This is a genomic window from Streptomyces sp. NPDC059718, from assembly GCF_042733315.1.
In the GTDB taxonomy this organism is placed as follows: domain Bacteria; phylum Actinomycetota; class Actinomycetes; order Streptomycetales; family Streptomycetaceae; genus Actinacidiphila.
On record NZ_JBHWGA010000007.1, the window covers coordinates 175,739 to 189,442 of the forward strand.

General features: G+C 74.4%; 13 protein-coding genes. 7 read left to right on the forward strand and 6 right to left on the reverse strand.

All coding sequences use genetic code 11. The features are described 5' to 3' along the window. Positions 1-4 precede the first annotated feature (4 nt). The 3 genes from ACFV3E_RS11070 (at position 5) to ACFV3E_RS11080 (ending at position 2,285) form a co-directional block, all read left to right on the forward strand. The gene (locus ACFV3E_RS11070; RefSeq protein WP_500534394.1) at positions 5-1,408 is read left to right on the forward strand and encodes a carboxylesterase family protein; all 1,404 of its coding nucleotides are present in this window, start codon (positions 5-7) and stop codon (positions 1,406-1,408) included. 326 nt (positions 1,409-1,734) lie between these two features. Further along, positions 1,735-2,004 (forward strand): hypothetical protein, encoded by a 270-nt coding sequence (locus tag ACFV3E_RS11075; protein ID WP_500534395.1) that lies wholly within the window; start codon positions 1,735-1,737, stop codon positions 2,002-2,004. Positions 2,005-2,081: 77 nt separating this feature from the next. Continuing rightward, positions 2,082-2,285, forward strand: a complete 204-nt coding sequence (locus ACFV3E_RS11080) for a hypothetical protein (protein WP_500534396.1) — start codon at positions 2,082-2,084, stop codon at positions 2,283-2,285. Positions 2,286-2,363: 78 nt separating this feature from the next. On the opposite strand, the gene ACFV3E_RS11085 is transcribed toward ACFV3E_RS11080, so the two are convergent. Together ACFV3E_RS11085 and ACFV3E_RS11090 are read right to left on the reverse strand one after the other, a co-directional pair. Further along, positions 2,364-4,586, reverse strand: a complete 2,223-nt coding sequence (locus ACFV3E_RS11085) for an MMPL family transporter (protein ID WP_500534454.1) — start codon at positions 4,584-4,586, stop codon at positions 2,364-2,366. Between the two features lie 423 nt (positions 4,587-5,009). Next, on the reverse strand, positions 5,010-6,221 hold the full coding sequence (locus ACFV3E_RS11090) for a pyridoxal phosphate-dependent aminotransferase (RefSeq protein ID WP_500534397.1): 1,212 nt from the start codon (positions 6,219-6,221) through the stop codon (positions 5,010-5,012). 104 nt (positions 6,222-6,325) lie between these two features. Here ACFV3E_RS11090 and ACFV3E_RS11095 point away from each other — a divergent pair, with 104 nt between their 5' ends. Beyond that, positions 6,326-6,940, forward strand: coding sequence for a winged helix-turn-helix transcriptional regulator (locus ACFV3E_RS11095; RefSeq protein WP_500534455.1), 615 nt, complete (start codon positions 6,326-6,328; stop codon positions 6,938-6,940). 18 nt (positions 6,941-6,958) lie between these two features. After that, the gene (locus ACFV3E_RS11100) at positions 6,959-7,750 is read left to right on the forward strand and encodes a class I SAM-dependent methyltransferase (RefSeq protein WP_500534398.1); all 792 of its coding nucleotides are present in this window, start codon (positions 6,959-6,961) and stop codon (positions 7,748-7,750) included. Here ACFV3E_RS11100 and lepB read toward each other — a convergent pair. Continuing rightward, positions 7,747-8,418 (reverse strand): signal peptidase I, encoded by a 672-nt coding sequence (lepB, locus tag ACFV3E_RS11105; RefSeq protein WP_500534399.1) that lies wholly within the window; start codon positions 8,416-8,418, stop codon positions 7,747-7,749. The genes ACFV3E_RS11100 and lepB overlap by 4 nt on opposite strands. A gap of 111 nt (positions 8,419-8,529) precedes the next feature. On the opposite strand from lepB, the gene ACFV3E_RS11110 reads away from it, so the two are divergent. Both ACFV3E_RS11110 and ACFV3E_RS11115 read left to right on the forward strand, forming a co-directional pair. Further along, positions 8,530-10,005, forward strand: a complete 1,476-nt coding sequence (locus ACFV3E_RS11110; RefSeq protein ID WP_500534400.1) for a glycosyltransferase family 39 protein — start codon at positions 8,530-8,532, stop codon at positions 10,003-10,005. 335 nt (positions 10,006-10,340) lie between these two features. Continuing rightward, entirely contained in the window at positions 10,341-11,192 is an 852-nt protein-coding gene (locus tag ACFV3E_RS11115) for an LLM class flavin-dependent oxidoreductase (RefSeq protein WP_500534401.1), read from the forward strand. Positions 11,193-11,220: 28 nt separating this feature from the next. Here the strand turns inward: ACFV3E_RS11115 and ACFV3E_RS11120 are convergent, their stop codons facing one another. Genes ACFV3E_RS11120 through ACFV3E_RS11130 form a run of 3 tightly spaced genes read right to left on the reverse strand, consistent with a single transcriptional unit; the run spans position 11,221 to position 13,653 of the window. Continuing rightward, positions 11,221-11,976, reverse strand: coding sequence for a sirohydrochlorin chelatase (locus ACFV3E_RS11120; protein ID WP_500534402.1), 756 nt, complete (start codon positions 11,974-11,976; stop codon positions 11,221-11,223). Between the two features lie 2 nt (positions 11,977-11,978). Further along, a complete protein-coding gene (locus ACFV3E_RS11125) occupies positions 11,979-12,872 on the reverse strand; it encodes an ABC transporter permease (RefSeq protein ID WP_499514653.1) in 894 nt (297 codons plus the stop codon). Then, positions 12,859-13,653 (reverse strand): ABC transporter ATP-binding protein, encoded by a 795-nt coding sequence (locus ACFV3E_RS11130; protein ID WP_500534403.1) that lies wholly within the window; start codon positions 13,651-13,653, stop codon positions 12,859-12,861. The genes ACFV3E_RS11125 and ACFV3E_RS11130 overlap by 14 nt, the downstream gene beginning before the upstream one ends. Between the last annotated feature and the right edge of the window lie 51 nt (positions 13,654-13,704).

The window sequence follows — 13,704 nt, forward strand, 5'->3', positions numbered from 1 at the left end:
TGCCATGGACAGTGAGACCGAAGGACAGCGGCGGCCTGTGGTGGCCACGGAGCGGGGCTCCGTGCGCGGGGTGACCGGGGAGCGGGGCGTGGCGGCCTTCCGCGGGATCCCCTACGCGGCGTCGCCGGTGGACGCGTTGAGGTTCGCCCCGCCCGCACCGCACTCCGGCTGGTCCGGCGTGCGCGACGCGGCCCACGCCGGCCCCGAGGTGCCGCAGGCGCCGTCCCGGCTGGCGGTCGTCATGGGTCCGCGCGAGCCGCACGGGGACGAGGACGGCTGCCTCACCCTCAACGTGTGGGCGCCCGAGGGGGCGCTCGAGGCCGGTGCCGGTCCCCGGGCGGTGCTGGTGTGGTTCCACGGCGGCGGCTTCACCACCGGCTCGGGCGGCTGGGACTGGTACGACGGCACGCGGCTCGCCGCCCTCGGCGGCATCGTCGTCGTCACCGCCAACTACCGTGTCGGCCCGCTGGGCTGGCTGTACCTGCCGGAACTCGGCGCGGACAACCTCGGCAGCCGGGACCAGGCCGCGGTGCTGCGCTGGGTGCGCGACAACATCGCGTCCTTCGGCGGTGACCCCGCGCTGGTCACGGTGGGAGGGCAGTCGGCCGGCGCGTACTGCGCGCTCTGCCTCGCCGTCGACCCGGGCACGCACGGACTCGGCCGGCGGGTGCTCGCCGAGAGCGGGCCGTGGGGGCTCGCACCTCGGGAGCCCGCCGAGGCGGCCGAGGTCACCGCCGCCTATCTGCGGGTCCTGGGCGTCACGCACCCGCCGGAACTGCGGGAACTGCCCGCGGAGCGGCTCGTGTCGGCGTACGGGCGGCTGTCGGCCGAGCGCGCCCGGCCCGGCGACGTCGCCCCGCCGATGTACCCGGTCCTCGGCGGGGCGGGCCTGCCCCGCGCCCCGATGGCGGCGGTGGCCGCGGGCGGCCTGGACGGTACGGACGTCCTGCTGGGCAGCACGCAGGACGAGATGACCGCCTTCCGTGCCGCCGCGCCCGCCGACTTCCCCGACGCGGCCGGGACCGAGCGGGTCTTCGGGGCCGGGGTCACCGCGATCGCGGCCCGCTGCGCCGAGAAGGGCCGGCCCGCGTACGCCTACCGCTTCACGCGGCGCCCGCCCGGCGACGACGGCACCCTGGGCGCCACGCACTGCGCCGAACTCCCCTTCCTCTTCGGCGATTTCGCCGCGTACGCGGACGCCCCGATGCTGGGACCGGTGGACGACGCCGACCGCGCCCTCGCCCGGGCCTTCGGCGGGGCGCTCGCCGCGTTCGTGGCCACCGGCCGCCCGGACGGCGCGGAGGACGGGGGTGGGGACGGGGACGGCGGGGAGGGGCGAGGGCCGTGGCGGCCGTACGAGCCGGTGAGGGCCGCCTCGGTGCGGCGGTTCGGGCCGCCGGAGCGTTAACTCTTCCGGGGGATCGCACAAATATTCGAACACGGGATACGCTGCGGGCATGTCGACTTCAGGTGATGAGCGAGACCTCTTCTCGGATCCCGACCGGACCGCGCCCCTCACGGCGCGCGGTCCGGCACCCGCCCTCGACCCGTTCCGTACCCCTGGCTCCGCGGGCGCGTCCACGGCCCCGGCCGCGCGCGCGGTGGACGGCCCGGGGCGCGGGGCCATAACCCCGCGCCCCGGCGCCGAGAGCTAGGCCGGGACCCCGCCGGGCGGGCTTGCGCGGGCTTGCGGTGGGGGAGTGGCCGCCCGGTCACGCCGCCTGCGACGGGACGGTGAGGAACCTGGGCGAGGCACCGGCCGCCGGCCCGGCGCCGCGGCGCGCGGTGCGGGACGAGGTGTTCGGCTCGCTGACCATCACCCTGCCGGGCGATGACGTGGCCCTGGCCCGGGTGGAGGGCCCGGGGCTGCCGACCGCGACGATCGTCCGTGGAGGGGAGGCGCGGGACCGCGCCCAGCCCCCGGTGGGCACCCGCGAGGCGGGCCGGCTGACCATGACGGTCGGCGGCGACGCGGCCGGGCTGCACCTCGGCCGGGGCGGCTGACCCGCTCCTCGTTCGGCATCCGTGCCGAGCTTCCAGGCCGGGCCTACCGTTTCGAACCCGTCAGTTCCCACAGCAGTGTGCTGTGGCGCGACGGGCAGCAGGTGGCCGCGTTCGTGAGCGGCGAGGACGAACTGTCGGCGGCCTGGCGGCCCGAGGAGAGCTCCCCGTCGCCGCAGGACGCCGCCGTGGGCTACCTGCCGGCGACCGCCTTCGGCACGGCTGCCGCGAGCACGCTCATCGTCGAGGCCCTCATGGGGATGTTCGGCGCCGGCGGGCCCTGAGCCGGGTGGCGGTACGCCGGGGCCCGGCCCCCGTGGCGACGGGGGCCGGGCCGGAGCGTCCGCGTGGCGTCCGCCGGTTCAGCGGCCCACACCCGAGGGTTCGACCGGTGCCGGGGCGGTGACCGGCCGCACCGGGGCGGGCTCGACGCCGGCCTCGTCGTGGGTCATGTCCGGCAGCCAGCCGAGCCACTTGGGCAGGTACCAGTTGCGCTCGCCCAGCAGGGCCATCACCGCAGGGAGCAGCACACCGCGGATGACGGTGGCGTCGATGAGCACCGCCGCGGCCAGGCCCACGCCCATCTGCTTCATGCTCTGCATGGACAGCGTGCCGAAGATCGCGAAGACCGCCACCATGATGACCGCGGCGCTGGTCACCACACCGGCCGTCGTCGTGATGCCGTGCCGGATCGCGCCCTGCGTGGTCAGCCCCCGCATCCGCGCTTCCCGGATCCGGGAGACCACGAAGACGTGGTAGTCCATGCTCAGCCCGAAGAGGATCACGAACAGGAACAGCGGCAGCCATGCCACGATCGCGCCCACGCCCTCGGCGCCCACCAGACCGGCGCCCCAGCCGTGCTGGAAGACGATGGTGAGGATGCCGTAGGCGGCGCCCACCGACAGCAGGTTGAGCACGATCGAGGTGACCGCGATGGTCAGCGACCGGAAGGAGAGCAGCATCAGCAGGAAGGCGAAGGCCACGACGAAGGCGAAGACCGGGGGAACCGCGTCGCCGATCTTGTCGGTGAAGTCCATCGAGGCAGCGGTCGAGCCGCCGATCGGCGCCGTGAGGCCGGCCACCTCGCCCAGGGTGTCCGGGCGCACCTCGTCGCGCAGGACCTTAAGTGAGGCCTCGGCCCTCTCCTCGTCCGTGCCGCCCGTCAGCGGCACCTTGAGGACGGCGACGCCCGCCTTCTCGTGGAGCTCCGTCTCCACCGGCCCGGGGGAGGCGCCCTTGGCCACGGCCTCCCGGGAGAAGGCGTCGATGGCCCGACGGACCTCGGGCGAGGTGATGTCCGCGGCCTTGACGACCACCTGGGCCGGCTCCGGGCCGCCCGGGAACGCCTTGTTGATGTCCTCGTACGCCCGCACGACCGGCAGGCCGTCGCCAAGTTCCTGGCTCAGCGTCAGGTTCGCGGTGTTCAGGCCGACCGCCGGGACGGCCAGCGCGACCAGTGCCCCGCCGGCGACCGCCGCCGCCACCACCGGGCGGCGCAGCACGCCCGCGAGGACCGCCCGCCAGATGCGGGACTCCCCGCTCGCCCCCTTGCCCCGGCGGCGCAGGAAGGGGATCCGGCCCTTCTCGACCCGCTCGCCCAGCAGGGACAGCAGCGCGGGCAGCACCGTCACCGAGCCGAACATCGCCACGGCCACCACCATCATCGTGGCCAGGCCCATCGCCTTGAAGTCGCCGATGCCGGTGAAGAGCATGCCCGCCATCGCCACGATCACCGTCACGCCGGAGACCAGCACCGCCCGGCCGCTGGTGGCCGCCGCGATCCGCAGCGCGGTCTGCGCGTCGTGTCCCGCCTCCCGCTCCTCGCGCTCACGCCGCAGGTAGAACAGGCAGTAGTCGACGCCGACCGCCAGCCCGACCAGCAGCATCACGGAGTTGGCGGTGTCGCTCATGTGCACCCCGTGGCTGACGACGGCCACCAGGCCGGTCGTCGCGAGGAAGGCCGTCATCGCCAGCGCCACCGGCAGCAGTGCCGCCACCAGCGCGCCGAAGGCGATCAGCAGGATGCCGAGCGCGACCGGCAGCGCCGAGTACTCGGCGCGCTGGAAGTCGCTGCCGAAGGCGTCGTTGAAGACCTTCTCCGAGCTGGCCTCGCCGAACTGCTCGACCTTCAGATCGCGGTGCCGGTCCTGGACGCCCTGTACGGCGTCGACGACCGGCTCGACCCGGTCGGGCGCAGTCTGCGGGTCGCCGCGCAGGTCGAACCTCACCAGTGCGGACCGGCCGTCCTCGGAGACCGCTCCGACGTCGTACGGCGACTGGACGGAGGCGACCTCGCCGGTGCCCTTCACCGCGGCGACGACCTCCCCGACCACGGCCCGGAACGCCGGGTCGGTGGCCTTCAGGGAGCCCCCGGCCGCCTGGACCAGCACCATCTCACCGGCCGGTCCGTCGTTCAGCCCGGCGTCGTCCAGGATGGCCACCGCCTGCCCGAACTCCCCGGGCACCTCCTCCCGGTCCGTCAGGTCGACCCGCCCGGCCATCGAGCCGATGACCAGCGCGAGTACGACGAAGAGCAGCCAGCTCCCGACCGCCGTCCAGCGGTGCCGGGCGCTCCAGCCGCCCATGGCGGCGGCGATGCCCTGCCCGCGTACCGTCCCCGCGGTACGTGCCCTGCCGTGTGCGCTTGCCACGGTTGCGAACCCCCTCGAAGCCGGGCGGTGGAACCTCACCACCGCCTCGCCCTCGACGCTATGGGTCCGCGGGACACCGCCCCATCCGGCTGACAGGTGAACCGGCGGAGGGTTTCTCCTCCCCAGGGAGTGGGGAAAACCCCCGCCCACGGGAGTGTTGCCCCCTACAACGACCGCCGTCGCGGTGCCCGGCCGCACGAAAACGGGATGCGCCGGCCCGGTGCCTCCTCGCTAGGGTGAGCGGCGCGCGGGGGCTCCGCGGGGCGCTTCCTTCTCTCCGCTCCTCTGCAAAAGGAATCCCAGCGCACCCACTTCCCGCCCCCGCTTCCCTTCCGGGACGTTTCCCCCGGCCCCGGGCTACTGCCGGTAGCCCGCGAGGAAGCGGCCGATGCGGCTGATGGCGGCGTCCAGGTCGTCGGCGCGGGGGAGGGTCAGGATGCGGAAGTGGTCCGGGCGCGGCCAGTTGAAGCCGGTGCCCTGGACGACCTGGATCTTCTCGCGGAGCAGCAGGTCGAGCACGAACTTCTCGTCGTCGTGGATCCGGTGCACCTTCGGGTCCAGCCGTGGGAAGGCGTAGAGCGCGCCCTTGGGCTTGACGCAGCTGACGCCGGGGATCTCGTTCAGCTTCTCCCAGGCCTTGTCGCGCTGCTCGTGCAGCCGTCCGCCGGGCAGGATCAGGTCCTTGATGCTCTGCCGGCCGCCGAGCGCGGCCTGGATCGCCTGCTGGGCCGGGACGTTGGGGCACAGCCGCATCGAGGCCAGCATCGTCAGGCCCTCCAGGTAGCTCCTGGCGTGCTGCCGGGGCCCGGTGACGACCAGCCAGCCGGAGCGGAAGCCCGCCACGCGGTAGGCCTTGGACAGCCCGCTGAAGGTCAGGCACAGCACGTCGGGGGCGAGCTGCGCCGCCGAGTGGTGGACGGAGTCGTCGTAGAGGATCTTGTCGTAGACCTCGTCGGCGAAGACGACCAGGTGGTGCCGCCGTGCCAGGTCGAGCATGCCCTCGAGCAGTTCGCGCGGGTAGACCGCGCCCGTGGGGTTGTTGGGGTTGATGATGACCAGCGCCCGCGTACGGCTGGTGATCTTGGAGGCGATGTCGTCGAGGTCGGGGAACCAGTCCGCCTGCTCGTCGCAGAGGTAGTGCACCGCCTTGCCGCCCGCCAGGTTCGTCACGGCCGTCCACAGCGGGAAGTCGGGGGCCGGGATCAGCACCTCGTCGCCGTCGTCGACGAGGGCCTGGACGGCCATCTGCACCAGCTCGGACACCCCGTTGCCGAGGAAGACGTCGTCCACGCCGACGTCGGCGAGCCCGCGCTCCTGGTAGTGCTGGGCCACCGCCCGGCGGGCCGACAGGATGCCGCGCGAGTCGCTGTAGCCGTGCGACGCGGGGAGCGTGCGGATGATGTCCTGCAGGATCTCCTCGGGCGCCTCGAACCCGAACAGCGCAGGATTGCCCGTGTTGAGGCGCAGGACGCTGTGCCCGGCCTCCTCCAGCGCGTTGGCGTGCTCGATCACCGGCCCGCGGATCTCGTAGCAGACGTCCGCCAGCTTGCCCGACTGCTTGTACTCCATGCGACGGCCTCCCGACCCGGTCCCGCGATCCTGCTCGGTACGCTGCTCTGCTTGGTTTTACCAAGTGCGCGCTTGGAAAGTCCAACCACTTGTCTACACTGGGGATCATGCCGCGCCGAAGTTACGACCAGTACTGCGCCGTCGCCCGCGCCCTGGACACCGTCGGGGAGCGCTGGACGCTCCTGATCGTCCGGGAGCTGCTGGCGGGTCCCCGCCGGTACACCGACCTCCACGCCGACCTGCCCGGCGTCAGCACCGACGTCCTCGCCTCCCGGCTCAAGGAGATGGAGCGCGACGGCCTGGTCACCCGCCGCCGCCTCGCGCCGCCCGGTGCCGCGTACGTCTACGAACTCACCCGGCGCGGAGGTGAACTGCTCCCCGTGCTCGGCGCCCTCGCCGAATGGGGCGCGCCGGAACTGCAGGACCCCCGGCCCACCGACGCCGTCCGCGCGCACTGGGCGGCCGTACCCCTCATGCGGCACCTCGCCGCGCTCCCCGGGGTCCCCGCGGGAGTGGTCGAGGTCCGCCTCGACGAGGGCGCCTTCCACATCGAACTCGGCGGTGAGACCCCCTCGTACGCCGACGGCCCCGCCAAGCGCCCCGACGCGGTGCTCGCCGTGCCCGCGGGCGCCGTCCGCGGCATCGCGGAGTCCCTGCGCGACGGCGCCGCCGAGGTCACCGGCGACGGCCCCCTCGCCGACGCCCTGCGCGGCGCCTGACCGCTGTACGGTGCGGGCATGGAACGTCGGCGCGTCGAACTCGGCCCGGTGCAGGAGACCCTGCTCATACCGCTGCACGCGAGGGCGGCCGAGACGCGACGCAGGCGGCCGCTGACCCGCGACCCGCGGTCGGTCGAACTGGCCGGCGCCCTCGACTACGACGTCTCGCGCATCGGCGGCGGGCTGAGGCTGCTCGGCCCGGTCTTCCGGGGCGTCGTCCTCGACGGCTGGGTGCGCGAGTTCCTGGACGAGCACCCGTCCGGCACCGTCGTCGAGATCGGCGCCGGCCTGAACACCCGTTACGAGCGGGTCGACAACGGCACCGCCACCTGGGTCGAGGTCGACCTGCCGGACGTCATCGCGCTGCGCCGCGAGCTCTTCACCGAGCACGCGCGCCGCCGCATGGTCGCCGGTTCGGCCGCGGAAGCGGACTGGGCGGCCGCCGTCGCGGCGGCGCCCGGCCCCTACCTCTTCGTCTCCGAGGCCGTGCTCATCTACCTCACCGAGGCCGGGGCCCGTTCCGCGGTGGACGTCATCCGCGACCGGTTCCCCGGATCGGTCCTCCTGATGGACACCGTCGGCTCCGCCGAGGCGCGCCGCCCGCGCGCCGTCAACGTCGGCTGGAGCTGCGACGACCCCCGTGAACTGGCCGCGTGGGGCCTGCGGTTGCGGGACTCCCGCACGCTGTGGGACCTCCCGCCGCAGGCCCGCGCCCGGCTCACCCCGGGCCGCCGCGTCCTGAGCGCACTGCTCGACCGCGCCTCGCGCGCCGGGGGCTCCCGGCTGAACCGCTTCGACGTCGAGGTCTAGGACACCGGCGGAGCGCTGCCCCAGACCGGCGGTGCGGCCGGGCGCCGTTCGCGGAGCCGGGCGACCCGGGCGGTGATCCCCAGGACGAGGCCCGTGATCGCCAGCGTGAGGCCGAGCAGCGCCGCCAGGGCCGGCAGCAGCGCGCGGCCGCGGTCATCCAGAACCCGGGCCCGCACCCCTGCGGCGGGGAGGGTGCCCGACTGCTCGCGGAGGAACCAGCGGGAGTCCCTGGAGTCCGCGCGATGGTCGCCGAGCAGGAAGAGCCGCCCCTCGGGCACCGTGACGTCGAACGCGGGCGCGCCGCCCGACGGATCCCCGCCCTTCACGTACGGCTCGGACAGCTCCTTGCCGTTCACCGTCACCGGCCCGCCGCTCCGCTCGGCGACGCGGTCGCCGCCCGTGCCGATCACGCGCTCCAGCACCAGCCCGCCGTACCGGTTCTGCCCGTCGATCAGCACCACGTCGCCGCGCCGTACCTCGTCCCCGCCCACCCGCTCGAACAGGAGCCGTTCACCGGGGGAGTAGGTCGGCTCCATGGCCGCGCTCGAGACGGTGCCCGTCGTGTAGCCGGTCCGGGCCGTCACCACCGCACCGACCGCGAGCAGCAGCCCCACCGGTCCGAGCACCCACGCCGCGATGCGCCGTCGTCTTCCTGCCGCCTCTGCCATGACCCCTCCCGAATCCGTGCACGGCACACTAGACGACCGCCGTCCGGCCGGAACCGTGGCCCCCCGGGCACCGCCCCGGTACCGTCGTCCGGGAGCACCGGGGGGTGGGGGATGTCCGCTACGCACGTCCGCGCGCAGGTGGCGTCCTTCGCCGCGGTGCCCGTCCTGGCGGTCGCGGCCGCGGTCGCCGCCGTGCTGACCGCGCTGTCCGGCCGTTACGGCTTCCACCGTGACGAGTTGTACTTCCTCGTCGCCGGCGACCACCTCGCCTGGGGTTACGTCGACCAGCCCCCGCTGACCCCGCTCGCCGCCCGCCTGTCCACCGCGGTCTTCGGCGAGACGCCCGCCGGGCTGCGGGTGGTGGCCACGCTCGCCTGCGCCGCGACGGTCGTGATCGTCGCCCTCGTCGCCAGGGAACTGGGCGGCGGGCGTCCGGCGCAGGTGCTCGCGGCGGTGTGCACGGCGGTCTCCGGCTTCGTCCTCGCCGTCGGCCACCTGGTCTCCACCGCCACCTTCGACGTGCTCGCGTGGGTGGTCGTCTGCTGGATCCTGCTGAGGCTGCTGCGCACCGGGGACGGCCGGCTGTGGCTCGCGGTGGGCGCGGCCCTGGGCGTCGGCCTGGAGAACAAGTACCTGGTCGCCCTGCTGGCCGTCGCCCTCCTCGCGGCGCTGCTCGCCACCGGCCCCCAGGACGTGCTGCGCGGTTGGTGGCCGGTCGCCGGAGCCGCCGTCGCGCTCGCGGTGGCCCTGCCCGGCCTGTGGTGGCAGGCGGCGCACGGCTGGCCCCAGCTGACCGTCGCGGGCGGCATCAGCGCGGACGACGGCGCCGAGAACCGCGTCCTGTTCGTGCCCCAGCAGATCCTCTTCCTCTCACCGGTGTTCGTCCCGGTGTGGATCGCGGGCGGGCTGCGGCTGTGGCGCGATCCCGCGCTGCGGTGGGCCCGTGCCTTCGCCCCGGCCTACGTCCTGCTCGCCGTCCTGGTCGTCGCTTCCGGCGGGAAGCCGTACTACTGCCTGCCGTTGCTGCTCGTCCTGCTCGCCGCGGGCTGCGTCACGTCCGTCTCCCGGCCGCGCGCCATGTGGCCGGCCGTCGCGGTGACGGCGGTCATCAGCGCCCTGATCTCGCTGCCGGTGCTCCCGCCGCGCGGCGTGGCCGTCGTGAACGCCGTCAACAAGGAGCAGGGCGAGCAGATCGGCTGGCCGCAACTCGCCGACGCCGTCGCCGGCGTCTGGTCGGACGTGCCCGCCGAGGACCGCTCCCGCGCCGTCGTCCTGGCGCAGAACTACGGCGAGGCGGGTGCCCTCGCCCATTACGGCCCCGCCCGGGGCCTGCCCGCCCCCTACTCCGCCCACATGAGCTTCGCCGACTGGGGCCCGCCACCGGACTCCGCCACCGGCCCGGTGCTGCTGGTGCGTCAGGAGGACGCCGACGGCGTCGAACGCCACTTCACCGGGTGCCGCCAGGTCGGCCGCGTCGACAACGGGCAGCACGTCGACAACGAGGAGCAGCACGCCGCGATCGTCCTGTGCACCGGCCCGGACGAACCGTGGTCACGGCTGTGGCCGTCGCTGCGCCACTACTACTAGGGCCTGTCGTCAAAGTAGCTCCCCCAGCTACCGCTGGGAGGTGCCCCCACCGCCCGGAGGGCGGGCCCAGCGGCTCCCCCAGCTCCGCTGGGGGAGCGGCGCGGGGTGGGGGCACACCCGGCCGAAGGCTGGGGGAGGGACTTTGGCGACAGGCCCTCGGCCGGTCCGACACGGGAGAAATGAAGAAGCGGGGCGGGGGGCGCCGGGTTACGGTGGCAGCACTCGACGCACACGCTCCCTGAAGGACGCCGCAGAACGGGAGCGGCCCGCACGGTCGGCCGTGCGGTCACGGAGGGGCGGCACCACTTGTCCCTGCCCTTCCGGAGGAGTTCCCCATGAAGATCGGTCTCGGCCTTCCCGTCGACGACCCCGCCGTGCTGACGACCTGGGCCCGCCGCGCCGACGACGGTCCGTTCAGCACCCTCGGCCTGCTCGACCGCCTCGTGTACGACAACCCCGAACCGCTGGTCACCCTCGCCGTGCTCGCCGGGGCGACCCGCCGGATCCGGCTGCAGACCGAGGTCCTCATCACCCCGTTCCGTGACGGCGCCGTCCTGGCCAAGCAGGCCGCGACGCTGGACCGGCTGTCGGCAGGCCGCTTCACCCTCGGCATCGGCGTGGGCGCCCGCGAGGACGACTTCCGCGCGGCGGGAGCCGACTTCCGCCGGCGCGGCCGCCTGCTCGACGAGCAGATGACCGTGCTGCGCCGCCTGTGGGCGGGTGACCCGTACGGCGACGGGGCCGGGCCGATCGGCCCCGCCCCCGCGACCCCGGGCGGGCCCGAGGTGCTCTTCGGCGGCTTCGCCCCGGCGGCGGTCGACCGGGTCGGCCGCCACGGCGACGGCTTCCTCGGCGCCGGACTGCCGCCCAAGGCGATGGACCGGCTCTTCCGGGAGGCGGAACGGAGCTGGGAACGGCACGCACGGCCCGGCTGGCCCCGCCTGGTCGCCCAGGCCAACGTCGCGCTCGGTCCGGACGCGGTGGTCACCGCCGCCCGCGGCAACATCCGCGCCTACTACGCCTTCACCGACTTCGCCGACCGTGTGGCGGAGGGCCTCCTGGCCACTCCGGAGCAGATCCGCGACGCGGTCGCCGGGTACGCCGGCATCGGTGCCGACGAAGTGATGCTCTACTGCTGGTCGTCGGACCCCGCCCAGGTCGAACGCCTTGCGGACGCCGTGTCCTGACGACACGCCGCCCGCGGCGCGCCGCGCCTCAGGCCAGCGCCAGCGCGACCCTGGGTCGCAGCGCCTCGTCGAAGCGGCGCAGCAGCAGCCGGGCGACCTCCGGGGCGTCGCCGAGGACGTCGGCGAGGACGTCCGCCCCGGAGGCCAGGGCGCCACGGGCGATGCGGTCGGGCAGGAAGCCCGGCGCGATGACGTACGGCGCGACGGCGACGTGCCGTACGCCCTCGGCGCGCAGTGCGCGCACCGCCTCGTCCGTGGTGGGAAGGGATGCGGAGGCGAACGCAGGCCGCACGGCGCACCAACCGGTACGCCGCCACTCCCGCGCGATTTCTGCGATCACTGCGATCGCCTCCGGGTCCGAGGAGCCCGCCGACGCCAGGACGATCCCGGTCGAGGGGCGGTCGCCGGGGCCGAGCCCGGCATCGCGCAGCCGCCGCTCCAGCGCGGCCAGAAGCAGTGGTGAGGGGCCGAGCACGTCGGCCCGGTGCACGCGCATCCGGGCGTGCCGTGCCGCGGACTCGCGCAGCACCGCCGGGATGTCGGCCTTGGCGTGGAAGGCCCGGGTGAGCAGCAGCGGCAGCGCCACCACCTCGCGCACGCCCTCCGCGGCCAGCCGGTCCAGGACCCGCGGCACGTTCGGCGCGCAGTGGTCGAGGAAGGCCGTCTCCACGCGCAGCCCGGGACGGGCCGCCCGGACCCGCTCGGTCAGCGCGTGGACGGTCGCGGCGTGCCGCGGGTCGCGGCTGCCGTGGGCGATGACGAGGAGGACGGGATGCGCGGTCATGGTCAGCCCCGTGCGAACAGGCCGCGGCTGCGCAGCACCGAACGCTCCAGCGGCGCGAACACCAGCAGTTCGATGCCGATGCCGACGATCAGGATCAGCAGGATCGCCGCCAGCACGCTCGGCATGTCGGACAGTTCGCGCCCCTGCTCCAGCAGCTGGCCCAGGCCCACGCCGAGGTCGGGAGAGGTGGCGATGAGCTCGGCGGCCATCAGGGAGCGCCAGGAGAAGGCCCAGCCCTGCTTGAGGCCGGCGAGGTAACCCGGCAGGGCGGCCGGCAGCAGCACGTGCCGCACCGCGTGGATGCCGGTGGCGCCGATGGTGCGGCCGGCCCGCAGGAACAGCGGCGGGATCTGGTCGACGCCCGCGACCAGGCCGTTGGCGATCGAGGGCACCGCGCCCAGCAGCACCACGCAGTAGATCGTGGCGTCCGAGAGCCCGAACCAGATGATCGACGCGGGCACCCACGCCACCGACGGCAGGGACTGCAGGCCCGACAGGATCGGCCCGATCGCGGCCCGCACCACCCGGACCCGCGCCACGAGCAGGCCGAGCGGCGTGCCGATCGCGACGGAGGCCACGAAGCCCAGCGCGCCGCGCGACAGGCTCGTCCAGACGTAGCCGAGCAGGGTGCCGTCGAGCCACTTGTCCTGCAGGGCGCGCCCGACCTCCGCCGGACTGGGCAGCTGGTAGTGCGGCTTGAGCTCGAAGTGGTACGCGAGCTGCCACACCACCAGCACCAGCGCGATGGCGACGAGCGGGGGAACGGCCTTCTGCAGCAGTACGCGGGCCAGCGGCACGCGGGTGGCGGACCGGGTCTCCAGGGCGTCGAGCCCGGCCTCCAGCCCCGCGAGGTCGCCGCCCGGCCTGACGTCCGCCTTCGTCTCAGTGCTGGCCATGGCGCCGGATCTCCCCCCGGAGGTGTTCGGTGATCTCCACGGAGAGCTCGGCGACCGCCGAGTCCTCGATGCGGCGCGGCTGCGGGATGCCGACCGTCCACTCCCGGGCGATCCGTCCCGGCCGCGAGGAGAGCAGCACGACCCGCTGCGCGAGCCGCACCGCCTCGCGGACGTTGTGGGTCACGAAGAGCACCGACAGGCGGGTCTCGGCCCAGATGCGGGTGATCTCCTCGTGCAGGACGTCACGGGTGATGGCGTCGAGTGCCGCGAACGGCTCGTCCATCAGCAGCAACTGGCTGTCCTGCGCCAGCGCCCGGGCCAGCGCGACGCGCTGCCGCATGCCGCCGGACAGTTCGTGCACCCGCTTGCCGTACGCGCCCTTCAGACGGACGAGCTCCAGCAGCCGCTCGGCCTCCGGGCGCCGCTCGGCGCGCGGCACGCCGCGCATGCGCAGGGCGAGTTCGATGTTCCTGCCCGCGGTGAGCCACGGGAACAGGGCGTGGTCCTGGAACATCAGGGCCGGGCGGCCGCCGGGGGTCTCGATGCCCCCGGCGGACGGCCGGTCGAGTCCCGCGACCAGGTTGAGCAGTGTGGACTTGCCGCAGCCCGAGGCCCCCAGGAGGCAGACGAACTCGCCCGGGGCGACATCGATGCTGATGTCGTCCAGCACGTGCGTCTCCGCGCCGGGACGGCCGAAGGACTTCGAGACGTGCTCGAGCCGTGCGGCGTACGGGGCCGCGTCGACCGTCACGGCGGGCTGCTTGGTGAGTGCGGTGGCCATGGCGTCACCTCCTGAGGGCTGGGGCTGCGGTCTTCATCGGTGCTGCCGGGC

Bases quoted from the DNA above. Each gene is read 5' to 3' on its own strand.
- ACFV3E_RS11070 (WP_500534394.1), top strand. From the start codon at position 5: ATGGACAGTGAGACCGAAGGACAGCGGCGGCCTGTGGTGGCCACGGAG.
- ACFV3E_RS11085 (WP_500534454.1), bottom strand. From the start codon at position 4,586: ATGGGCGGCTGGAGCGCCCGGCACCGCTGGACGGCGGTCGGGAGCTGG.
- ACFV3E_RS11090 (WP_500534397.1), bottom strand. From the start codon at position 6,221: ATGGAGTACAAGCAGTCGGGCAAGCTGGCGGACGTCTGCTACGAGATC.
- ACFV3E_RS11100 (WP_500534398.1), top strand. From the start codon at position 6,959: ATGGAACGTCGGCGCGTCGAACTCGGCCCGGTGCAGGAGACCCTGCTC.
- lepB (WP_500534399.1), bottom strand. From the start codon at position 8,418: ATGGCAGAGGCGGCAGGAAGACGACGGCGCATCGCGGCGTGGGTGCTC.
- ACFV3E_RS11110 (WP_500534400.1), top strand. From the start codon at position 8,530: ATGTCCGCTACGCACGTCCGCGCGCAGGTGGCGTCCTTCGCCGCGGTG.
- ACFV3E_RS11115 (WP_500534401.1), top strand. From the start codon at position 10,341: ATGAAGATCGGTCTCGGCCTTCCCGTCGACGACCCCGCCGTGCTGACG.
- ACFV3E_RS11120 (WP_500534402.1), bottom strand. From the start codon at position 11,976: ATGACCGCGCATCCCGTCCTCCTCGTCATCGCCCACGGCAGCCGCGAC.
- ACFV3E_RS11125 (WP_499514653.1), bottom strand. From the start codon at position 12,872: ATGGCCAGCACTGAGACGAAGGCGGACGTCAGGCCGGGCGGCGACCTC.
- ACFV3E_RS11130 (WP_500534403.1), bottom strand. From the start codon at position 13,653: ATGGCCACCGCACTCACCAAGCAGCCCGCCGTGACGGTCGACGCGGCC.